The organism is Mesorhizobium sp. WSM4850, assembly GCF_055811735.1.
Genome location: NZ_JBVVPV010000050.1, coordinates 1 through 21,662, shown reverse-complemented (window position 1 = coordinate 21,662; position 21,662 = coordinate 1). Strand labels below are relative to the sequence as shown.

The following is a 21,662-nucleotide window of genomic DNA, read 5'->3' as shown; positions in this document are numbered from 1 at the left end:
TCGGCGATCGGTAGAGGGATTGGTTAACCAAGTTTGTCCATCTTTTGATTCAATCGGCAACAGACGTGAAGCGTGCCGGGGGGCACCAGGCGACTGTGATTGTGACGGCTGCGAGCCCGCATGCCGCAAGGCCGATTGAGGTTTGGTTGTATGGCGTTGATGCGTTTGAATAACCGGGGTGACAATCCTGATAGTGGATTGCCCTCGATGAGGCCCGGACTGCGCTGGGTCGCGATTCCCGTTGTTGGCGCTGCGATCGCGCTGTGGTCGGCTGCGACCGTGGCCGGCCTCCATTCGGTGGGAACTTCGCTCACCGCCGCCTCCAACAGTCTTCCGCAAAACCTGCTCGCGCCGCGCTCCATGGCGCTCGCCGATCCCCGACACACACTTGTCAATCCACGGGCCAGTTCGTGGGCGCCGTCACTGGTAAGCCGGCAGCGTCAGGCGTCGCTGCTCGGCCGATGCAATGCCGGCTGCGCGCAGGCCGCCGCGAGCTTCGAGCATGAAGGCAAGGTAGCGCGTCTCAAGCCGTTAGCGCGGCCGGATGCTGTGCAGCTTGTCGCCGAAATCTCACCGCAATCGCGCTTCGACAGGGTGGTGGCGAATGCGGCGCTATCGCCGCAAAAGATTGCTGCTGCCTTTGCCCGCGCCTCCGGCGGGGCCGCGCCGTTTGCGGTCGTCAGTCTGCCGACGGGCCAGCGCTTTGCGGAGCCGGTGCGCCTGGCCGATCAGCATGGTCCCGCGTCGGTGCGCTTCGGGCCCGAGATTGCGGAAATCGACCGATCCTCCCGGCTGGCGCTGGCGCTGGCGCTTGCGAATGCATTGCCGGAAGCGATGATCGACGTGCTGCCGCAGGCGACGACGGCCGATTCTGCTGCCACGCAAGAGGGCGAGGTGCAGATGGCGTCGCTGCCGCCGCAGGACGCAATGCCCGGCAGCGTTCCCTTGCCGACTTGGCGTCCGCAGGCGGAAATCGATCAGTCAGACGAGGCGCCCGAGGTCAAGGCACCCGAGGTTAGGGCACCCAAGGCCAATGCGCCCAAGGTCCAGGCATCGAAGGCCGCCAAAGCCCAGTCTCAGCCATCCAAAGCCAACAGGGTGGAGACCGCCGCCGCGCCGCAGATGCCCCGGGCGCCAGCCTTGTCGCCGAGGAGTTCGTCACCGGCGGCGAAACCAAGCATGCAAGAGGACATGCAGGGCAGCCCGGGCAAGCCGGGCAAGCGATCGAAGGCCGCAGACATGCTGGCCTATGCCAAACCCGACAGCCCGGCGGGCGGCGGCGGGGTCTTCGGCAACCTGTTCACCAAGCCCGGCAGCGGCGTCGCCGTCTACGACATTTCGGCGAAAACCGTCTATATGCCGGACGGCTCGCGGCTCGAGGCGCATTCGGGACTGGGCTCGATGGCCGACCAGGCGCGCTACGCCAACCGGAAGAATGCCGGCCCGACGCCGCCCCACACCTACGATCTGAGGCTGCGTGAATCGCGCTTCCATGGGGTGGAGGCGCTGCGTCTCACTCCTATCGACGGCAAGAACAAATATGGCCGCGAGGCTTTCTTGCGCATACCTACCTGCTGCGCGGCCGCCGCGGGGAATCGAGCGGCTGCGTCGTCTTCAAGGACTACGCCAGCTTCCTCGCCGCGTTCAAGAAGGGCAAGATCAAACGCCTCGTCGTGCGCGGCTAAGCAAGCCGCTGATGTGGCGCTCCTTCGCGCCCCCTCTGTCCTGCCGGACAGAGAGGGGCGCTGTCCCGCCGACTTCCAGCCAATTGTCAGCAGCCAGCCTCGAAACCGTTTTCAATCCCGGCCGAGGATACTATGACTGACCTGACCGGGGCGGCGGCTTCAACCGATCAAGAGGAATGTCATGACGATACGCGCTGTCGTTTGGGGCGAGAATATCCATGAGCGGACCAATGAGGTGGTGGCGGGGATCTACCCCGAGGGCATGCATGCAACGATCGCCGACGCGCTGAAGCTCGACCCCGAAATTTCCGTATCGTGGGCGACGCTTGAGCAACCGGAGCATGGCCTGCCGGCCGATCGTCTGGCGCAAACCGATGTCCTCGTGTGGTGGGGACACAAGGACCATGGCGCCGTTGCCGATGAAGTCGTCGAGCGCGTGGCGCGCCGTGTCTGGCAAGGCATGGGGCTGATCGTGCTTCATTCCGGCCATTTCTCGAAGATCTTCAAGCAGCTGATGGGCACGCCCTGCACGCTGAAATGGCGCGAGGCCGGCGAGCGCGAGCGGCTCTGGGTGACGAGCCCCAACCACCCGATCGCTGCCGGGATCGGCGAGTATTTCGAGCTTGAGAACGAGGAGATGTATGGCGAGCAGTTCGCCGTGCCGGAACCGCTGGAAACGGTTTTCATCTCCTGGTTCCAGGGCGGCGAAGTGTTCCGGTCGGGGCTGACCTGGCGCCGCGGCGCCGGCAACATCTTCTATTTCAGGCCCGGCCACGAGACCTATCCGACCTATCACGACGCGAATGTCCAAAAGGTGCTGCGCAATGCGGTGAAATGGGCGCACAACCCGCAGGGCGCGCATCCAGCCATCCTCGACGCGCCGAACGTGCCGGTGGAAAGGGCGCTCGAGCCGATCGTCGAGCGCGGCGGAAAGCTCCATGCCGCGGGCGAAGCCGGGTTTCGCTAGACCGCTATCGCGAAGCTTCGGTTCTGAAAAATCCATGATCGAACAAGAAGATAAGGCCTCATCCTAAGGATAAGAATCATGCGTCTCCTGATACTCGGCACCGGCTGGATGGCGGAGGAACACGCCAGGCAGTTCAGCAGGATCGAAGGCGTCGAACTGGTCGGCGCCGTCGATCTCGACCGTGCGCGTGTCGACAAGTTTTCGGACAGCTACGGTATTCCCAACCGGTTCACGTGGCTGGAGGACGCGCTCGCATGGGACAAGTTCGACGCGGTGGCGAACGTGACGCCAGACCGCATCCACCATCCGACGACCATGATGCTGATCGCGGCGGGCAAGCCGGTGCTGTGCGAAAAACCGCTGGCCGAAAATTACCAGCGGGCCAGCGAAATGGCCGATGCCGCCGAGCAAGCCGGCATCATCAACATGGTCAACCTGACCTATCGCAACGTCGCCCCGCTGCAGCGGGCGCGCGCGATGGTGCTTGCCGGCGAGATCGGCACGGTCAGGCACGTCGAAGCGTCCTATCTGCAGAGTTGGCTGGTTTCCAAATTCTGGGGCGACTGGCGCACCGATCCGAAATGGCTGTGGCGGCTGTCACGCGGCCACGGCTCCAATGGCGTGCTGGGCGATGTCGGCATCCACATACTCGATTTCGCCAGCTATGGCGCGGCGCTCGACATCGACCATGTGTTCTGCCGCCTCAGGTCCTTCGACAAGGCGCCCGGCAACCGGATCGGCGAGTACGAGCTCGACGCCAATGACAGCTTCACCATGGCGCTGGATTTCAGCAACGGCGCCTTCGGCGTCGTCCATGCCAGCCGCTGGGCAACCGGCCATCTTAACGAATTGCGGCTGCGCATCTATGGCGACAAGGGTGGTATCGAGGTCGTGCACAATCTGACCGACTCGGAACTGAAAGCGTGCATGGGCGAGGACATCGAGAACGCAAAATGGCAGGTTCTCGATGCCGGAACGGTGCCGACCAACTACCAGCGTTTCGTCGATGCTGTGCGCAACTGCGTCCAGGCCGAGCCGTCGTTCCGCCACGCGGCCGAATTGCAGAAGGTTCTCGACCTTGCCGTAGTGTCGGATCAGAAGAGGGCAGAGCTGAGGGCCCATGCCGAAACCCATTGATGTTCGCTGAAAGGGGCCAGCCATGGTCACGCGCCGCGCCCAATGTTCCTGCGGTCAGCTGTCAGCCACCTGTTCGGGCGAGCCTGTACGCGTCTCTGTCTGCCATTGCCTGGCCTGCAAGCGGCGCACCGGCAGCGCGTTCAGCTTCAATGCGCGGTTTGCGGAGAATGATGTGTCGATCCAGGGACGAGCGGCGGAGTTCACGCGCGTTGGCGACGAAGGCGGCCGTGTCATCTACAGTTTCTGCCCGGATTGCGGCACCACTGTCCATTACCGGATCGATGTCCAGCCCGGTCTGATCGCCATTCCGGTGGGGGCTTTCGCCGACCCATCGTTCCCGCCGCCCTTCCTGTCGTTCTATCACGACAGCCGGCGCTGCGAGTGGGTCGAGGTCCGCACTGAGCCTCTGGCGACGTTCGGCTGAAGCCGTCGTTCGGCTGACGTTTTTGGACGGTTCAGCCTGCTGATCCAGGGCGAGCCAACGATCGCTTGTTCGATGAATTGGAACCGTCCACACTCTCCACGCATTCGATGGACTGTGAACACGATGACTTCCAACAATGATCCGGGCGGCAATGATCCGGGTGGATCACCGGCAGGCTGGACGATCAAGCTCGGAGAGTCGCCTATAGTCGGTACAGCTATCCACAGCGGCACCGACGTTGGCAGGGCTTGTCGATCGCTCATGTGTCTCTCCGATCCCGACCGGCGTAGAGAAGAGGACCCGTTCACCGAGCGTTTCATCGCCGATTTTCCTACCCAGATCATCGTTCATCGGTCACGCTTCCAAGTGGATCTGAACCGTGCGCGAGACGCTGCGGTCTACCGGTCGCCGGACCAGTCCTGGGGCCTGAAAGTCTGGCGAGAGCAGCCGGACGAGGACACCGTTACGGAGTCTCTCTCCTTTCACGACGCCTTCTACAGTGAGCTGAACCGTGTCCTTGCCGGTATCGAGAAGCGCCATGGCAGGTTCGTTCTCATCGACGTCCATAGTTATAATCACCGGCGCGACGGACGGGAGGCTATGCCTACGTCCCGTGACGTCGCGCCCGACATCAACATCGGTACGTCTTCCATGGACCGCGAGCGCTGGGCACCGGTCGTCGACGCTTTCATCGAGACGCTTCGCGGCCAGCGTCTCAACGGCGAGCCGATCGATGTGCGCGAGAATGTGTCCTTCCAGGGCAAGGGCGAACAGACCCGTTTCGTCCATGCCAATTTTCCGGAAACCGGGTGTGCCATCGCCGTCGAGTTCAAGAAGATTTTCATGGACGAATGGAGTGGCGAACCCGACTGGGGAACAATCGAGCGGCTGCGCGCCATGCTGGCGTCTACGGTGCCCGTCCTGGAATCGGCGCTGCGGGCCATGCGATGAAGCCCAAGCTCGTTGAGCCCGCGCCTCCATTGGCGCAAATCGAATCGGACCTGGACGCGCTTTTGCGGGACGGCAGGCCAATCCGCCGCGATTTCGGCAATGGCAACCGTTTGCACATGGATCGGCCGCTGCCCTTTCTGTGTGTCCATGTTGGGTCGCATCAGGATGCGGCATTCCATGCCGTCTCCGCCAACGCGTCCTATCTGATCGCGGCCGACATCGGCCTCGCCCGCGAGGCCGCGCGGCTGGTGGTGCGAAGGCTGCGCGATCACTGCGGCGCCTTCCTCATGCTGGACATCGGCGAGTTGGCCGAAGACCGGTTCCTGACCGAGGATGTTCCGTTCCTGCCGCCCTTCGAGATTGCGCTGGCCTGCGGCGACACGGCGGCGGAGAAGGCGGCACTGAAGCGCTTCGCCACCGCTGCGTCCGCACGCGAAGCAAAATACCGCACGCCCCGCGTCGACGAACTCAACCCCACGACACGCGCCGAAGCACGGCTTCTGGATGATCTCGGTGATGCGGCGTGCTTGACGGTACGCTTCGCACCGATTTACCGGGTGCCTGGCACCAAGCGCGTCTACCCCGAACTCCACGACCTTGTCGTCGCCAACATGGTCGATTCCGCGCTTCAGGCCGTCAGCGCCTTCCTGAAGGCATCAAGGCTGGAACAGCCGGCAACCCATCGTTCGCTGGGGCGGCGCGCCTATATCGACGCAGTGGTGCGCGCTGATCGGGCGATCGACAACGTCGCGTCGACATTCGATTTTCTGCTTGCCGTCACACCGATCAATGCCGAACCAGCCTGGCTGGAATTCCATGCAGGCGCCTTCGAGCGTGTGCCCGTGCTGCTCTACAGGCCGCTCGAGTTCGAGGTCGCCGGCCAGAAACGGAAGCTCTATTCGGTCTCGCTCGATCATCTGGAAGATCCGCTGCTGACCACGCTGCTCTCGCAAAAGCAGCAGGAGCTCGATCTCCAGCTGTCGATGCTCGCGGCGCGCGAAACGCCCCGCTTCGTCGAACTCGGACGAGCTCTCTATGGTAGCGTCGAGCCGAGCCTGGCGGCGCGAGCACGCGCCATTCTCGAAAAGGCGCCTAGCGTTGCGTCGGCCACCCGGCAGAAGGGCCTGGGCGCCGACGCTGTCGCCGCGGCCGCGCGAGACATGATCGCCGGCTACCGGGCAGCCTATCCCGAATTCGATGCCTCCGTGGAGATCCGCGGCGACCTGCCGGCCGGCCTCCTCGTCTCTCGAAACCGGCTGCTGGTTTCACGCGATACCAACCTTCCACCGGAGCGTCTGACTGCGCTGCTCAGTCACGAGATCGGTGTCCATCTGCTGACCTATTTCAACGGCGATGCGCAGGGGCTCGCCATTTTCCGCAACGGGCTCGCCGGCTATGAGGGCATGCAGGAGGGACTGGCCGTGCTGGCGGAATATCTGGTCGGCGGCATGACCGCAGCGCGGTTGAGGTTGATCGCGGCCAGGGTTATTGCCTGTCAGGCGATGCTCGACGGAGCAACATTCGAGGAGACCTTCCGCATCCTCCACAGGGATTTCGGTCTCGACGATCGCGGGGCCTTCAACGTCGTTCTGCGTGTCTATCGAGGCGGGGGCCTTGCAAAGGACGCCATCTATCTGCGGGGCATGGTGCAGATCCTCGATCATCTGAAGGACGGCGGCAGCCTCACGCCGTTCTGGATCGGCAAGATCTCCGCCGCGCATTTCGGAGCGATCCAGGAACTCAACGCGCGCGGCTTGCTGCGGGCGCCGCGCCTCGAGCCCGCGTTCCTCTCTTCCGACGCGGCGCGTCCGCGTCTCAAGAAAGCGATGGCGGGAATCGGTCCGATCGATATGGTTGAAACTTGAGCGGAGTCTCCTCGATGCGCATTGCGTTCTTTGTCAATTCCATTGAGAGCGAGACGCCCGCCTACACGACGACAGCGTTGGCGCTGGCCGCCGTCCAGCGCGGCCATTCCGTTGTCTATGTTGAACCAGGCGACTTCATACTGCGTCCGGATGACGGTCTGGCTGTCAGCGTAGCGGTTCTGCCGGATGTTTCCTACAAGACGTCCGACAGACTGCATGCTGCTCTGAAGGATGCAGCGAAGCAGAAAAAGACTTTGGCGATAAGCGATATCGACATTGTGTTTCTGCGCAACGATCCATCGCTGGACGCCACCGATCGGCCATGGGCCGCCAACGCAGGCGTTATGTTCGGGCGGCTCGCGGCGGCTCGCGGCGCGATTGTCGTCAACGATCCGGATGGCCTGGGACAGGCGCAGAGCAAGCTCTACCTTCAGTCTTTTCCCGAGGCGGTCAGGCCGGCTACCCTGATATCGCGCAGCATTACCGAGATCCGCGCATTTATCGACAAACGCTCGAAGGGCTGCATCGTCAAGCCACTCCAAGGATCGGGTGGCAAGAACGTCTTCCATATTGCAACGCCCACCGATTCCAACCTCAACCAGATTTTCGAAGCGGCCAGCGGTGACGGCTATCTCATCGCGCAGGTCTACATTCCGGAGGCCAAGGCTGGTGACGTGCGTCTTTTCCTGATGAACGGTCTGCCGCTGGTGCGCGACGGCAATTACGCAGCCTTTCGCCGCCTTCCAGCCAAGGGCGACGTCCGGTCCAATATCCATGCCGCCGGAACAGCCCGCAAAGTCAAGGTAACAGGCACGATGTTGGGCATTGCCGAGATGGTGCGCCCCAAATTGATCAATGACGGCATGTTTCTGGTTGGGCTCGACATCGTCGGGGACAAGCTTCTGGAGATCAACGTCTTCACGCCAGGCGGGCTGACACGGCTCGCCGTCATGTACAAGACGGATTTTGCCACAAGCGTCATCATTGCGCTGGAGGAGAAGCGGACGCTGCGGCAAGCCTATGGAACGGCCATGACAAATTCGCGGCTGGCGACGCTCTGAGGGATGCAGGCAGGCCGGCTAGCAGGCCAACTAGGACGGCAAGTGGGTTGAGGTTCGCACTGAGCCTCTGGCGACATTCGGCTGAAGACGCTGGCCGGCTCTTTCCAGATTAGGGCAGAATCCAATCACTCTGAACGACCGAGTTCAATCCTTGTCTGCCCTTCGTTCGGAGAACTTCTACGGCAAGTTCTGACCCGAAGACGACTGACATCTGCCGCGACGTGGACGGCAGCTTTGCGCCCCATCTCGGCCGTACAGATGAGTTTTGCCGCTTCCCGAAAGCGGACATCATGGGCAACACGCTGTAGGTCGACGTTGCGCCATTTCGTGACCTTTGCGGACGCCGTCAGAAAGGTCCGGTTCCTGACACATTCTGCCTTCGGACCGCGCATTGACGCCCTGAAACCCGTAAGCGTGGCCCCGGCTCGCAGCCCGAGCTAGTGCCGGGTCGGCCGTGGCAGGATTTGACGGAGCACCGTTTGGCACTGCAACCGGTCTCGCTGCATGCCTACTGGGACGGTCTGGTCGGTGACAAAGCAATGCCGCAGAAGGCAGTCGAAGCCGCGCGACGCTGCCGATTGCGCAATCCTCTTCACATTGCTGCATGCGGCGCGGTGCGGGTGTTGCGCGTCCCGCGATAATGCCAGCAAATTGGTGGGCCAGCGTCGCAATCCAGACAACCTGCGCCTGCGCCATGCCTGGGGTCGCGTGTTTGCGAAGCTACATGGCGTCGCGTCTCCCCTTCGGTCCGCGCGGCGGCCTGCTCGAGATCGGCGGTACCGGATCCGCGTTCGCGATCCCCGCAATGCTGCACCAAAACCTGTGTGCTGCACGATTTAGCACAAAGGTTTCCGGCATTGAGCGTTTTCAAAGACTTAGCTTAGTGCTCGACGTGCAGCATTCGACGCTCGGGCTCCTTGGCCGCGCATATGGTCTTACCATGGGGCTTTCCCTATAGTCATGCGCAGTGGAACAGGACCAACATCTGGAACGCAAGCTGGTCGCCATCCTCGCCGCCGATGTGGTGGGGTACAGCCGGCTGATGGGGCTGGACGAGACAGGCACGCTCACCCGGCTCAAGGCGCTTCGCCGCGAACACATAGAGCCGTTGATCGAAGGATATCATGGCCGCGTCGTCAAGCTCATGGGCGACGGCGCGTTGGTCGAGTTCGCCAGTGTGGTCGATGCAGTGGCCTGTGCCGTCGAAATCCAGCGCGTCGGCGCGCAGCAGAACTTCAACGTGCCGGAGAACGCCCGGATCGTGTTCCGCATCGGAATCAACCTGGGTGACGTGATCATCGACAACGATGATTTTTACGGCGACGGCGTCAATATCGCGGCCCGCCTGGAAGGACTGAGCGATCCCGGCGGTGTCGTCATATCCGGAACAGCCTATGATCAAGCCCGCAACAAGCTCGGCCTGACCTTCAAGTCGCTGGGCGAACAGCGCCTGAAAAACATTGCCGAGCCGGTGCGCGCCTATCGCGTGCTGTTGGAGCAAGCCCCTAGTGCCAGGAAGTTGCGCTCTCGGCGGCCGTTGATCGGCGCTGCAGCGCTTTTCCTGGTGCTGGCGGCGGGCCTCGCCGTGGTTCTCTGGCCGCGGGCGGTCGCGCTTCTGCAGGACCAAAGCTCGACGATCTCTGCAGAGGGCAAGCCCTCCATTGCTGTGTTACCCTTTGCCAATCTCGGCCAGAAGGCGGACCAGGACTATTTCGCCGAAGGGCTCACAGACGATCTCATCACCGATCTCTCGAAGGTCTCCGGGCTCCTCGTCATTGCCCGCAACTCCTCGTTCTCCTTTGGGGATCGATCCCTCGACATCAACGAGATCGCGAAGCAGTTGAATGTCCATTACGTGGTCGAAGGCAGCGTTCGCCGGGACGGAAATTCGGTCCGCATCAACGTCCAGCTCATCGACGCCAAAACCGGAAGCAACATCTGGGCCGAGCGCTTCGACCGCGACTACTCCAAGATTTTCGTGCTGCAGGACGAAGTGATCGGGCGCATCGTCGAGGCTCTGTCGGTGCGCCTGACGGAAGGCGAGAAGGCGCAGATTGCTCGCCTGCCGACGCGAAATCTGGAGGCGTACGACTTCTACACCCGCGCCGAGCAGAAAGCGTACGTGGTCGACTTCACGTCTCTCGGTGAGGCTCTGTCCCTGTATCAAAAGGCCATCAAGCTCGATCCGGCGTTCGCGGACGCCTATTCGGGATATGCCCGGGCCACCGTGGACGTGCTCGGCTTCGATTTCCAGCGCCTGATGCTGAGTGCCGTCGCACGGCAGCGCGCCTATCAAGCGGCAGGGCGAGCGCTGGAGCTCAATCCCCAGTCCTCGCGAGCCTATGCCGCGCTCGGCATCCTGCAGATGCTCGACGGCGAGATCGACGAGGCGCTCGCGTCCGTCCGCAAAGCCGTCGCGCTCGACCCGAACGGCGCGGAGGCAGAGCTCAACCTGGCGATCGTGCTGACGTATGCCGGGCAGAACCCGGAGGCACTGGCGGCTATGGAACGGGTGCTGCAGCTCGATCCCAAGCCACGGGCGCAGATCTACGACTATTACGGCTTCGTGCTCTATATGAACCATCAATACGAAAAGGCCCTGCAGGCGCTGAGCCAGGTCCAGCCGGAAGAGCGCAGCGACCTCGGCCTGGAGGCGCTCGCCATGGCAAATGCGCGCCTGGGCCGAATGGCCGAGGCGCGCGATGCGGTTGCAGCAATCCTGAAGAAGATTCCCGCGCAGAGTCTCGCCGGCTTTCGCGTCGTATACGCCCACCACCGGCGGCAGCAGGATCTCGATCATCGGCTGGATGCTCTTCGCTTAGCCGGGTTTCCGGAACGCGCCTTCGATTTTCGTGCGCAGGAGGAGGACCGCCTGGACGCCGAGGCCGTGCGAGCCTTGACGGGCGATCGAACCTGGACCGGACGTCAAAACAATGGCGCACCGTTCGTCATGGAGCTGAGCGCAAACGGAGATTTCGCCCTGAGCTCGCAGGGCAGCATCATCACCGGTACGTCCACGCCGGAGGGCGACCTCTTCTGCACGCAATCCGTAGCGACGTTGCTCGGCCGCAAGTTCTGCGGCCCGCTCTATCGCAATCCCCAGGGGAACCGCGAAACGCAGGACGAGTATGTCTGGCCGGACTCCGTCACGGTATGGTATTTCTCGGTGTCTCAGTGATACGCTCGGTTCGACTCGAGCGACCGCGACATCGCGCCTGAGCCGAGTCAGTTGCCGGCCGCTCTCGCCTCGAATTCCTTCGCTTCGACCGCAGGCCATTCGGCGTCGGCCTTCGCAAGGACAGCGGCGGGGTCGGCATCGAAGTCTTCCTCCAGGCCCTCCTTCCCAGAGAAAAGGAAGAGCTTGCCGTTCACAATGCGCCAGGCTTCCGGGTCAATGTTCGCGGATGCCCCCTTGAATGCCGCATTCAGCGTGCAGAAGCCGCCAAACTGAGGGGCATAGCGCACCGGCTCGGAAGCGAAGGCATCGCGATGTTCGACGCTGGCGAAATACCACGTCGCCCCGAGCCACTTCTTCGAGATCTCGGGCGAACCCATGGTCGCACGACCGTCGGTGAAATACGCCACCGGATCGTAGCCCAGTATGGCGACGTTGCCGAAGTATCCAGTGTTCACTCCATCGACGGCGTAGGATGCGCCAGTGCCAAGGAGCAGGAGGGACGCGGCTGCCACTCCTGCGCAAAGCAAACTGTCAAACGCTCTGGAACGGTTTTGTGTCATGTTTCTCTCCAGTAACCTCGTGAGGTCAGTTTCCCGCGGCCATGCAATCCTTGAGCGCCGCCCCCAATTTTTCCTTGGGTTGGCATTTCGCCCCGCGCTGCTTGAGCAGAACCATCACCTGCGCACTCTGAAAGAACGTCGCCCGGCTGAGAGGTGTAAAGCCGTACTCCTGGATTGCCTCGACCTGTGCACCACGCGCGATCAACAGGTCGGCGACGGCCACCTGGTTCTCTTCGGCCGCTACGTGCAGCGGGGTGATCTTGTGCGTGCTCAACGAATCAACCGCGGCCCCGTGGTCGAGCAGCAGTTCCGCTATCTCCAGGCTTCCTGAATACGCCGCCGCATGAAGCGCGGAGAAGCCGCGGTCGTTGCGGGCGTCGACGTCGGCCTTGGCCTCGATCAGCACCGTCGCTACCTCCACCTTGCCGGCAAGCGCGGCGTCGATCAGTGCAGTCTCGCGGCTTTCGTCGCGACTGTTCACATCCTCGCCTTGTGCAAGGAGCTCGCCGACTTTGGCGGCATCGCCCTCGCGCGCAGCGTCGTGAAGCGGCCCGGCAGTCACCGCACCGGCGGCTAACCAGGAAATGAAAGTAACGACGAGAGCCCGACTGAAAATCCGAAGCCAGCCGGTTCGGAAACGCCTGACCCGCATCGAGAAGGCCCTCGGCAGCAACAATCGCCTCGAGATCGTCATCGTCTAACCCTCCGGGCGCCGTTCGCCCGCGGATGGACGTGTATGAGACCACTCTAATACATTCGGCGCAGCGGAGCCATAGGGTGCGCGAGTCGAACTCGCGCGAGGCGCGCCGTGTGCTCAACTGGCCGTCCGCGATGAAGGTGATCGGCGAGGTTGCCCACAAGGCCGTGATCGCGCGGGACAGCATGAGCCATATCGACGACATTGCCGGTGGGCTGCTGTATGATGTCCCGTGCCCGAGCGCCCCGACGACGTCATCGAAGTCAGCCTCCCGTTCCTGCGGGGCGAGGCGAAGAACGCCGGCATCGACTAAATCGCGTGAGGGCAGACGGCGTGCCCAACAAGGCGACGCGAGAGCGTCAGCCGGTCCCTCTCGACGTGATCATCAATCGCATGCGCTGTCACGAGCGCAGTTCCTACCTGGCGCTCGGGGCGAACAATGACGTCGAGGCCGAGCGGCACCTCAAGAGGCGGACCGCAGCCAGGGCCGCGGTGCCATACGTGATCCGAAGCTGTCCGCGATCGAGATGAACGGCGAGCTTGGGCGCGGGCGTGGTCAACGTCGTCGGGGTAGGCAGTAACGAGGATCGTCGGAATCGCGTAACCCGCCTCGATGAGGTGAAATGTCCGCCTTCCACTCCAATGCGGACCTCCAACGCGGTTCCGTGGAACGGCAGCATCGGGTCAGGTTTTACCGTTCGAGCTGGCCACCGGAATGGGCAACTAGCGCCAGAAACGGATCTATAGGCTGGTCAAACTCAAGGTCGTGTTCGACCATTTCCGGACCTTCATGTACCATGTGCGGAGGGCGGCAATTAGGTCGAAGCAGCATACCGCTCAGCCTTGGATGCCGTGACGACGAGAACGGGCATATCGAACGCTACAGCGCCGCCCGCCCGTTGCCCTCATGCAATTTATGTGAACGGAACGTCGCCACAGGCATTCACCGCGGCGGTTCCGTGCTGAACGCGAAGAACCTGCGCGCAGGCGATGCCGCTGTGCCGTGCCAATCGGCAGCTTCGCCCATTCCAAGATTGCGGGTCCCTGATATATTACTCTGACCATCTCGTTCGCAGAATCCGTTTTGCGCATATGCAGCCGGCAACTCGAGCGAGAGCGTAAGCAAGCCTTCCTTCCCGCCGACGCGCCGAACCTCGGAGGTGTTATGCTAGTACTGGTTTTCGGCCTCGTGATCTTCTTTGGAATCCATTCTGTTCGGATCGCCGCCGGCAGCTTTCGTGATGCGCAAATCGCCACAAACGAGCGGCGCTGGAAGGGACTTTATTCGCTCCTATCGATCATCGGCTTCGTGCTGATCGTCTGGGGCTGGAGTCTTTATCGGCCCAATGCGCCTGAGATCTACGAGCCGCCCTCTTGGGGCCGCCATGTCGCGTCGGTGTTGGTGCTCGCCGCATTCGTCTTTCTGGCAGCCGCTTACTTGCCCACGGGTTCAATCAAGCATCGGCTGAAGCACCCGATGCTGGTGGGCATCATCCTTTGGGCCATCGGCCACCTCCTGGCCAATGGCGACCTTGCCTCGCTCCTAGTCTTCGGAGCGTTTCTGGTTTACGCGATTGTCGATCTCATTGCCGTCATTCCACGCGGCGATCCGGCACCCGCGGTCGTGCGACCGCGTAGCGACCTGATTGCTGTGGGCATCGGCTTGGTTGCTTTCGCATTGTTCGGGCTCTGGCTGCACGGCTGGCTGTTCGGAGTCTCGCCCTTCGCTTGAACGTCCGCAGCGACGGCGCGCCTTCGAGGATGTCCTGGCGAATCCCACCAGTTGCCGCGGATCGAGCGCCTCGCGGACGCCACAGTGAACCAATGCTTGGCATAAGGTCGGCACATCAGAATTTTGATCCATAGACGGCTCCAGGCGGCAACGTTGCAGTAATTCGGCTCGTGTCGCGCCTTGCTTTGCCAACCGCGCGCGACGCTGCAAACACGAGCGGTACGGGATACAATTATCGGAGCGAATGCGTCCCCGGGATGGCTCAGATGTCCTCCGTCGATTCTCGGGAGTTCCCGCTAACTCGATGGCGGACTTGAGCTGATTGCGCTCGCAAAGAAGCTGCATCGGTATCCAGTCAATGGCCGCCAACGCACCCTGGCCGACGTCGCTAAGGCGCTGGCTGGGGCGGGATATCTGTCGAGTGCCGGAAAGCCTTACACACCCACTGCCGTCTCGCGGATGCTGGTATCAAGGAGAAGTAAGCGCACCACGCCACGAAAGGTCGACGCCAAATCATCATCGTCGACGTTCGAACCAATCGCCGCAGAACTGCAACAAGAGGCCGCTGAGCCCGCAACGCGGACACCGCTCGGGTCGCGCTGGTAGCCCCCGGCACCCGCCCCGCCCGGGTTCGTCGGTGGCGGGGGTGGGGTGGCTTGTGGCCCCTATCAGGCGCGCGCTACCGACACCCTCGTTCACATTTCGGGAAGTTCTCATGGCCGGCCGCTCTCATCCCCAAAACCCAAATCACTCTGAACGACCGAGTTCGACCCTTTTGCGGTCATTCAGTTGCGAGCGTTGCATGACGCGATCTGACCAGCGTGTTAGGGCTGCTATGCGCCTGCGCAAGGCAGTCAGAGCGATCGGTGCATTACCAGCGTGTCCACGAACCCCAGAACCGGATGCTCGAAACCTTGCGGAATGGTTCCGACCACGTCGAATCCAAGATGACGCCAAAGCTTGACCGCGCGTTCGTTGGTACTGACAACACAGTTGAACTGCATGGCCCGGAAGCCTCGCGCAGCCGCGCGACCCAGAGAGTGCTGGCACATCGCCGTTGCAATACCCCGGCCGACCGAGTCCGGCGCGGTTATATAACCGCAGTTGGCGACGTGGGCACCGCCGCCCCGTTGGTTCGCGTGCAGATAATAAGTTCCCATCACCAGTTCGTCCGTCTCTGCGACGAACACCTCGTGATCCGGGGAAAACCAGTATGACAGCGCGTCGGATCGGCTCCAGTCAGGCGGCAACGCGTAGGTTTCGCCTGCCCGCAAGATGGGCTCGAGTATGCTCCAAATGGCGTCTGCGTCGGCAAGTGTGGCTGTGCGAATGGTCAGCAAGGCTAGATATCCAAATTTGCACGGATGGGGTTGCGGCCACGTCCGGCCCTACTGTGGCAGGCCGGCGTCTTCATAGCCATCGATGAAATGCTGTCGATCAGCCTCGTGCAGGAACGGTTGTGTGCTGGCCCAGTGCTGTATCGAGAAATCCTGATTCGAGGCGAGGAATTGCCTTGCTTCTTCCCTGGCCTCTTCCATATGCCCCAGCCGTGCCAGACTTGCAGCCAAGATACGTTGCGAGCCGAGCCGGTGCGTTGCCTCATGCCGGAGTGTTTCGACGGCATCGGCGTATTGACCCGCTGCGTATTGGGCGAGCCCGAGAAGCCAATAGTACCACCCCGGCGGGTGCGGATTGAGGCGAATGGCGTGGCGCAAATGTCCGATGCCCTCGATAGCCTTTCCCTCGAATGCCTTCAGTTGCCCCAGGAATGCCCAGGCATCAGCATGATTGGGGTTGACCCGAAGGGCAGTGGCCAGCTCCGCCGCGCCTTCATCCGGCTTGCCATCGTAGATCAGCACGTCGCCGAGGATTGCATGGGCCACGGCATTTTCCGGATCAAGCGATACGGCGCGCCGGGCTGCCGCCAGAGCCAGCGAATGATGGCGCTCTGGAGCATCCAGCCAATACGCCCAGGCAAAATGGTGGCTCATCGCAAGCCAAGCATGAGCATCGGCGAAGCCAGGATCAAGTTCGATGGCCCTTTCCAAGAGCACGGGAGCGGCCCTGTTGCTTTCGGGCGACTGAACCACCAGCATGCGGCCGCGGACGAAGAGGTCATACGCTTCGAGACTTGCTGTCCTACGTGTGCTGGTGGTCACCGCGGCCGGCAACACGCCGGACAGGGCACTTACAATCGTGCTGACGACCTCGTCCTGCAACAGGAAAACGTCCGCCAAATCGCGATCGAAGCGATCAGCCCAGAGGTGACTGCTGTCCGTCGCGTCTATTAGCTGGGCATTGATCCGCACCCTCGCCTTCTCCCTGCGGACACTACCTTCAAGCACATAGCGCACCCTCAGCTCCCTGGCGACGGAGCGGACATCGACTGACCTCCCCTTGTAAGCGAATGTGGAGTTGCGTGCGATCACCAACAGACCAGGCACTTTCGACAAGTCAGTGATCAGGTCTTCCGCCAGACCGTCAGCGAAGTACTCCTGCTCGGGATCGCTGCTCATGTTCGTGAATGGCAGAACGGCAATCGAAGGCTTGTCGGTGATGGCCTTGGATGTGGAAGTCACAACAGGCGGCGTGCCGGAAACGCGGTAGATGCGAACTGGCAGGGCAATGTTTTTCACGGTCTGGGCCCCGAGATCCTCGAAACCAACCTCGATCTTATTTCGGACGTGGTCGTAGATCGTTCCAGAGATGAGGATGCCGCCTGGCTCGGCGGTGGTTTCCAGTCGCGCAGCGATGTTGACGCCATCGCCATAAAGGTCACTGCCCTCGACCATCACATCACCCAAATTGACGCCAATGCGCAGCACAATACGGAGCTTCTCAGGCAGAGCGGCATTGGCCGCAGCCATCGCATGCTGCACGTCTATGGCGCATTGCAAAGCATTGACGGCGCTGGCGAACTCCACCATCACGCCGTCGCCAGTCACCTTAAAGACCCGGCCATGGTGCCTGGCGACCAACGGCTGCAGCACTTGCTTACGTCGATACTTGAGCGCGGCCAGCGTGCCGGCCTCATCCGTTTCCATGAGGCGGCTGTAGCCAACGACATCGGCCGCCATTACGGCGGCGAGTCGACGCTGGATGCGTTCGTCGGTCATGTGCGGCGATTGCTCTCATTTGAAAGCAGTCCGGCAGTGTACCGACGCTTCGTGAACGAGTCTATCAGCCCGACCCCGGCCTACCTCGTAGGAAGGTCAGAAACGGATCAGCACTGGTCGCGGCCTATGTGTGCTTTCTGGCAAGAGCACCGGCTCAAGAAGGTCAGTAAGGGGTCAAATCGCGTCATGCAACGCTCGCAACTGAATGACCGTAGAGAGCGAAAAGTTGCCCTTGGCTCATCTGCGCGAGCAGGTCGCGCCAGACATTGCTGGCGCCTGCTTCGGCGGAGTGACCAGATCCACCTGCTGGCACAGGGCTTTGCAGTCACCTTTCCGCTAACCTCTCGCCTTCAGGTCGGGAATTTCCACATCGAGTTCTTCGCGCTTCCGGGCCAGTTCGAAGATCCGCTGTGCGGGCGCCGGCCCGAAACGGGAATCGCGCGTGAAACCAATGATGACCGCGATTTTCAGCTTGGACATGTTGCTACCTCATGCTCCCGATCACGGAAGTCTACGAAAGGAACGTAGGGAGAAGCAGAAGTCGGCAAGATCGTTTGTAGACAGTGATGGGCTCAAAGGCCGTATGATAGGAGCTTGGCGATTGCCCCTCGGAAGCCTATCTGTCGTTTGAATGACGCCGCGAGGAATGATGCCGGCTCAACGATCCGAACTCGCTGAAGCATCGATGTCGACTGGTCCGGTGGGATTGGAATATCCGCCTGATCTCCAGTTGGTCCGGCGCCGACCCATTTCGCTAGTCACGACAGATGATGGCACGGCGCTCGACTGGCTGATGTCGGGGACGGCAGCATCCGCCGGACCGGCAGAGCTGCTGGACGGCGTCATCGCCCGACTGGTCGCGGCAGGCCAGCCGATCGAGCGGGCAACGCTCAACATGTCGACGCTGCATCCGCAGCTTGTGGGCATCACGGCGCACTGGCGCGGAGATCTCGGTGTCTGTGATGAGGTGGAAGTCAACGCGCATGTCCGCGAAACAACCGACTACTTGACCAGCCCCCTCAGGCCGATCATCGAGGAGGGCCGGTCAATTCGGGTGAACCCCCAGGATTCAGTGGCGCAGTCGACATACCCGATCATGCAGACCCTCGCGGAGGCCGGATACACGGACTATTGGGGCTTCGCGCTGAAGCGGGACGACCGCCAGTTTACGCTGATGACGCTTGCCACACGGCAAGCAGGGGGCTTTTCCCGCGCCACCATCGAAGCCGTCGAGGCGTTGCGCCCGGCTCTGGCGCTCAATGTCGAGATCGTCTCGCGTGGCAAGATCGCCGAGCACGTGCTCGATGCGTATCTCGGCCGACGCATTGGCAAGCGGGTCCTCGCCGGTGACATAAGGCGCGGATTTGGCGAGACCATCGAGGCGGTCATCTGGGTATCCGACATGCGCAACTTCACCAGCCTCTCGGATCGCATCGATAGCGCCGAGATGATCCGGCTGCTGAACGCCTTTTTCGAAGGTCTCGTGGATGCGGTGCATGAACAAGGCGGTGAGGTCCTGAAATTTGTCGGTGATGGCATGCTGGCGGCCTTTCCCATTTTCGGCATGCAGTCGGCGCCGGCCGCCGCCGCTGCGGCACTCGCCGCCGCTCGGAACGGTTTGGTTGCGGTGGACAGCCTGAACGAGGCTCAGTCCGGCGAGCCGTCGCGCGACCTTTCCTGGCGGCCGCTCAGCATGGGAATTGCGCTGCATCGCGGTCCGGTATTCTTCGGCAATATCGGATCCAGGGATCGGCTCGACTTCACCGCCATTGGGCGCACTGTCAATCTGGCGGCGCGGATCGAACCGCTATCGAAAACGACCGGGCGGCGCTTGCTCCTGTCCGACAGGGTTGCTGAATTGATCGAAGAGCCCGTCGAGGAACTGGGCGACTTCCCCATCCGCGGCATCCCTGACCCTGTGAGCCTGTTCACCGTACCGGAACACGGACTCTGACGCCGCTGGTTGAAGCGACGCATTGGAGCTCCAACCTCGCGTCAGCCGGGTTCGGCGGTCGCAAGGCGCAACATGGTCGCCAAACGCCGCGAAGCTGCAAACACAATCGGCAAAGGTGGAGCCGCAGCGGGTCCGACGGTCTTCCTGTCTTGGAAAGTCCAAGCGCAGCTACCATCAGCAGCTGTGGCCTCCAGCAGCAATCAAATGGCTTCTGAAAGCAAACCTCGGACTTCATTGAAGCAGCGCCCGATACCACATGGTGGTCCATAGCCAGCCAAGGCGAGGAAAGCTCACCCCGACACGGTCGTGCTGCCCTTCACGGTGGAAGCAGACTAGTACGTCATGGCGATGGCCTACTGCCAACCCTAGGATCCTGAAAGACATCATGCCTGAAATTGCCAGACTAAGTAAGTACGAGCGGCGTCCCCTCATTAGGCTGGGCTCCTGTCAATGCCGCTTTCCGGTTCGCGAAGACCCGTTAGTGCCCGGCGGCCACCGCTTTTGTGCTGGGCCAACCTCGCCGGACCGCGTCTATTGCGATCACCACCACAGCATCGCTACTGTAACTAAGTGGCGGGCGGCGGCCCCCGAACCGGTCTCAAGGGCTTGACGCGATGCGCTCCACGTCAGGTCGCACACCACATCGTCGGGGCCGATCAGTGCAGTGGGAGACCGCAGACCATGCACTTGTGTTGAAGCGAGCGGTGGGTATTTGTGATCATTACCTCCCCAGCTGTCGACTGGGCCTGCCGCTGAAACCAGCCGCCTGCATATCGGGTAGGCCCCACATTCGACCCCACCCCCGCCCGAGCGCGTGCCGGCGACCGGCCGTCCCGGCAGCGGCGATCTCGCACGCCGACGTGCAGCGTCAAAACTCCACCAGCTGGCCGCCGCCAACGGCCGAAATGGATGGGAAGTTGCCATTCGGCTCAACAGCCAGAACGAGCACGTTGCGCCAGAAGCGGACATCCGGCACGTGGTTAACAAGTCTGCTCTTGGACCAGCAAAAAGGGATCAGCCCGTCACTGGATAGATTATCCTGACACATGTGCCATAGTCGCGTTGCAAAAGGGGCTCAGCCTGACGGAGACCACCTGAAAGGCGTCGAGGATCACATGCCATCAAATTTCGTCGCCAAAGGTGCGGATGGCTATGAAGCCATCATGGGACGCTGGAGCCGGCGGCTGGCCGAACCATTCCTCGATTTTTCGGGAGTGCCACCCGGTGGCTGCGTGCTCGATGCGGGATGTGGTACCGGCAGTCTGACCTTGGCGTTGGCGGCTTATCTCAATCTGGCAGCGATCGAGGCCGTGGACTTTGAGGAGGACTTCGTCACCGCTCTGCGCAAGCGCACGACCGATCCCAGAATAAAAGCCCAAAAAGGTGATATCTGTGCGCTGCCCCATGGAGATGGGGAGTTTGACGGCGTCTACTCCCTCTTGGTGCTACACTTCGCGTCGGATCCGCATCGAGCGGTGCGGGAAATGCGGCGTGTCCTGCGGCCCGGCGGCAGGGCCGCGGCTGCGGTCTGGGCTTACGGCGGCATGCCGAGTTGGCGTTTGTTCTGGGACGCAATCGTCGCGATCGAGCCGGAAGCAGCCGATACAAGCCCGACAAGCGCAAAGCAGCCGATGACCGGCGAAGGAGAGTTGCGCGAAGTCTTCGAGCATGCAGGCTTTGCGGATGTCGCAGACACGGTGCTCGCGATCCGTATGGACTATGCAAATTTCGAAGACTTCTGGTATCCGATGGTTTACGGACAGGGAACGTTTGGCGGCTTTTTTGACGGTCTACCTGAGACGAGGCGAGACCGGCTTCGGGACGCGGTGAGAGCAGCTTACCTTGGCGGCGACAGCGACGGCCCTCGCGGATTTGCGAGCGTTGCCTGGGCAGTCCGAGGCACTGCTTAACGCCCATTCCGGCAAAGCATCCGAACGCGCTGCGAAAGACAGGCCCTCCTGGTTGACGCGGCGACAATCCCTCGCCTCTCGCGAATCGCTGCACGCCCTGTGGTCAAGGCGGTGTAGGTCAGGTCCGGTCATTACAGCCACGCAAAAGCAGACCGGGTGGGAGGTCCGCCTGGGGTCAGGCCACGACATCGGGCCTTGCAGGTTGAATGTCCGCTATCGTTATCCCCTGCACCGCAAGCCGACTGACCGTTAAGGCCCCATTGCGGTCATTCAAGGGCTTGCTACGGAGTGACCGCTTCTGGCGCTAATTGCTCGTTACCATCGACGAGACGAATGGCAACATTCCACCGATTGTGTTGAAAAAGTCCGGGTTGCAGCAGTCCTGAAGCACTGATTCAATGTTCGTCGTAAGAGGAGATTGAGTC

At 61.9% G+C, this 21,662-nt stretch carries 16 protein-coding genes; 11 read left to right on the top strand and 5 right to left on the bottom strand.

Annotated features, from left to right (window positions below; genetic code table 11):
• Window positions 1–120: 120 nt before the first annotated feature.
• The 8 genes from AC0L2Z_RS30090 (at window position 121) to AC0L2Z_RS30055 (ending at window position 11,268) form a co-directional block, all read left to right on the top strand.
• Complete coding sequence (locus AC0L2Z_RS30090; RefSeq protein ID WP_473630056.1) at window positions 121–1,821, top strand: tlde1 domain-containing protein; 1,701 nt, start codon at window positions 121–123, stop codon at window positions 1,819–1,821.
• A gap of 45 nt (window positions 1,822–1,866) precedes the next feature.
• Entirely contained in the window at window positions 1,867–2,652 is a 786-nt protein-coding gene (locus AC0L2Z_RS30085; RefSeq protein WP_128173095.1) for a ThuA domain-containing protein, read from the top strand.
• Between the two features lie 78 nt (window positions 2,653–2,730).
• The gene (locus tag AC0L2Z_RS30080) at window positions 2,731–3,789 is read left to right on the top strand and encodes a Gfo/Idh/MocA family protein (protein WP_473630055.1); all 1,059 of its coding nucleotides are present in this window, start codon (window positions 2,731–2,733) and stop codon (window positions 3,787–3,789) included.
• 22 nt (window positions 3,790–3,811) lie between these two features.
• Window positions 3,812–4,213 carry a GFA family protein gene (locus AC0L2Z_RS30075; protein WP_027155694.1) on the top strand — a complete coding sequence of 134 codons (402 nt, stop codon included), beginning with the start codon at window positions 3,812–3,814 and terminating at the stop codon, window positions 4,211–4,213.
• A gap of 123 nt (window positions 4,214–4,336) precedes the next feature.
• Window positions 4,337–5,164, top strand: a complete 828-nt coding sequence (locus AC0L2Z_RS30070; protein ID WP_473630054.1) for an N-formylglutamate amidohydrolase — start codon at window positions 4,337–4,339, stop codon at window positions 5,162–5,164.
• The gene (locus AC0L2Z_RS30065) at window positions 5,161–7,029 is read left to right on the top strand and encodes a flavohemoglobin expression-modulating QEGLA motif protein (RefSeq protein ID WP_473630053.1); all 1,869 of its coding nucleotides are present in this window, start codon (window positions 5,161–5,163) and stop codon (window positions 7,027–7,029) included. The genes AC0L2Z_RS30070 and AC0L2Z_RS30065 overlap by 4 nt, the downstream gene beginning before the upstream one ends.
• A gap of 14 nt (window positions 7,030–7,043) precedes the next feature.
• A complete protein-coding gene (locus tag AC0L2Z_RS30060) occupies window positions 7,044–8,090 on the top strand; it encodes a glutathione synthetase (RefSeq protein WP_473630052.1) in 1,047 nt (348 codons plus the stop codon).
• A 967-nt stretch (window positions 8,091–9,057) separates the two neighbouring features.
• Window positions 9,058–11,268, top strand: coding sequence for an adenylate/guanylate cyclase domain-containing protein (locus tag AC0L2Z_RS30055; protein ID WP_473630051.1), 2,211 nt, complete (start codon window positions 9,058–9,060; stop codon window positions 11,266–11,268).
• A 47-nt stretch (window positions 11,269–11,315) separates the two neighbouring features.
• Here the strand turns inward: AC0L2Z_RS30055 and AC0L2Z_RS30050 are convergent, their stop codons facing one another.
• Together AC0L2Z_RS30050 and AC0L2Z_RS30045 are read right to left on the bottom strand one after the other, a co-directional pair.
• Entirely contained in the window at window positions 11,316–11,828 is a 513-nt protein-coding gene (locus AC0L2Z_RS30050; RefSeq protein WP_023799193.1) for a YHS domain-containing (seleno)protein, read from the bottom strand.
• Between the two features lie 25 nt (window positions 11,829–11,853).
• A complete protein-coding gene (locus AC0L2Z_RS30045; protein ID WP_473630050.1) occupies window positions 11,854–12,522 on the bottom strand; it encodes an ankyrin repeat domain-containing protein in 669 nt (222 codons plus the stop codon).
• Between the two features lie 1,168 nt (window positions 12,523–13,690).
• Here AC0L2Z_RS30045 and AC0L2Z_RS30040 point away from each other — a divergent pair.
• On the top strand, window positions 13,691–14,257 hold the full coding sequence (locus tag AC0L2Z_RS30040; protein WP_023797875.1) for an NnrU family protein: 567 nt from the start codon (window positions 13,691–13,693) through the stop codon (window positions 14,255–14,257).
• Window positions 14,258–15,111: 854 nt separating this feature from the next.
• Here AC0L2Z_RS30040 and AC0L2Z_RS30035 read toward each other — a convergent pair.
• The 3 genes from AC0L2Z_RS30035 to AC0L2Z_RS30025 all read right to left on the bottom strand — a co-directional run bounded on the left by AC0L2Z_RS30035 (window position 15,112) and on the right by AC0L2Z_RS30025 (window position 17,853).
• The gene (locus tag AC0L2Z_RS30035) at window positions 15,112–15,594 is read right to left on the bottom strand and encodes a GNAT family N-acetyltransferase (protein WP_031254455.1); all 483 of its coding nucleotides are present in this window, start codon (window positions 15,592–15,594) and stop codon (window positions 15,112–15,114) included.
• A 51-nt stretch (window positions 15,595–15,645) separates the two neighbouring features.
• Complete coding sequence (locus AC0L2Z_RS30030) at window positions 15,646–17,373, bottom strand: adenylate/guanylate cyclase domain-containing protein (RefSeq protein WP_023797877.1); 1,728 nt, start codon at window positions 17,371–17,373, stop codon at window positions 15,646–15,648.
• A 336-nt stretch (window positions 17,374–17,709) separates the two neighbouring features.
• Window positions 17,710–17,853, bottom strand: coding sequence for an NADPH-dependent FMN reductase family protein (locus AC0L2Z_RS30025; protein ID WP_287260806.1), 144 nt, complete (start codon window positions 17,851–17,853; stop codon window positions 17,710–17,712).
• Window positions 17,854–18,268: 415 nt separating this feature from the next.
• Between AC0L2Z_RS30025 and AC0L2Z_RS30020 the strand changes: the two genes are divergently transcribed.
• Together AC0L2Z_RS30020 and AC0L2Z_RS30015 are read left to right on the top strand one after the other, a co-directional pair.
• Window positions 18,269–19,327 (top strand): adenylate/guanylate cyclase domain-containing protein, encoded by a 1,059-nt coding sequence (locus AC0L2Z_RS30020; RefSeq protein WP_473630049.1) that lies wholly within the window; start codon window positions 18,269–18,271, stop codon window positions 19,325–19,327.
• A 1,115-nt stretch (window positions 19,328–20,442) separates the two neighbouring features.
• On the top strand, window positions 20,443–21,237 hold the full coding sequence (locus AC0L2Z_RS30015; protein WP_473630048.1) for a class I SAM-dependent methyltransferase: 795 nt from the start codon (window positions 20,443–20,445) through the stop codon (window positions 21,235–21,237).
• The last annotated feature ends 425 nt before the right edge of the window (window positions 21,238–21,662 follow it).

Bases quoted from the DNA above. Each gene is read 5' to 3' on its own strand.
- AC0L2Z_RS30090 (WP_473630056.1), top strand. From the start codon at position 121: ATGCCGCAAGGCCGATTGAGGTTTGGTTGTATGGCGTTGATGCGTTTG.
- AC0L2Z_RS30085 (WP_128173095.1), top strand. From the start codon at position 1,867: ATGACGATACGCGCTGTCGTTTGGGGCGAGAATATCCATGAGCGGACC.
- AC0L2Z_RS30080 (WP_473630055.1), top strand. From the start codon at position 2,731: ATGCGTCTCCTGATACTCGGCACCGGCTGGATGGCGGAGGAACACGCC.
- AC0L2Z_RS30075 (WP_027155694.1), top strand. From the start codon at position 3,812: ATGGTCACGCGCCGCGCCCAATGTTCCTGCGGTCAGCTGTCAGCCACC.
- AC0L2Z_RS30070 (WP_473630054.1), top strand. From the start codon at position 4,337: ATGACTTCCAACAATGATCCGGGCGGCAATGATCCGGGTGGATCACCG.
- AC0L2Z_RS30065 (WP_473630053.1), top strand. From the start codon at position 5,161: ATGAAGCCCAAGCTCGTTGAGCCCGCGCCTCCATTGGCGCAAATCGAA.
- AC0L2Z_RS30060 (WP_473630052.1), top strand. From the start codon at position 7,044: ATGCGCATTGCGTTCTTTGTCAATTCCATTGAGAGCGAGACGCCCGCC.
- AC0L2Z_RS30050 (WP_023799193.1), bottom strand. From the start codon at position 11,828: ATGACACAAAACCGTTCCAGAGCGTTTGACAGTTTGCTTTGCGCAGGA.
- AC0L2Z_RS30045 (WP_473630050.1), bottom strand. From the start codon at position 12,522: ATGACGATCTCGAGGCGATTGTTGCTGCCGAGGGCCTTCTCGATGCGG.
- AC0L2Z_RS30040 (WP_023797875.1), top strand. From the start codon at position 13,691: ATGCTAGTACTGGTTTTCGGCCTCGTGATCTTCTTTGGAATCCATTCT.
- AC0L2Z_RS30030 (WP_023797877.1), bottom strand. From the start codon at position 17,373: ATGACCGACGAACGCATCCAGCGTCGACTCGCCGCCGTAATGGCGGCC.
- AC0L2Z_RS30025 (WP_287260806.1), bottom strand. From the start codon at position 17,853: ATGTCCAAGCTGAAAATCGCGGTCATCATTGGTTTCACGCGCGATTCC.
- AC0L2Z_RS30020 (WP_473630049.1), top strand. From the start codon at position 18,269: ATGTCGACGCTGCATCCGCAGCTTGTGGGCATCACGGCGCACTGGCGC.
- AC0L2Z_RS30015 (WP_473630048.1), top strand. From the start codon at position 20,443: ATGCCATCAAATTTCGTCGCCAAAGGTGCGGATGGCTATGAAGCCATC.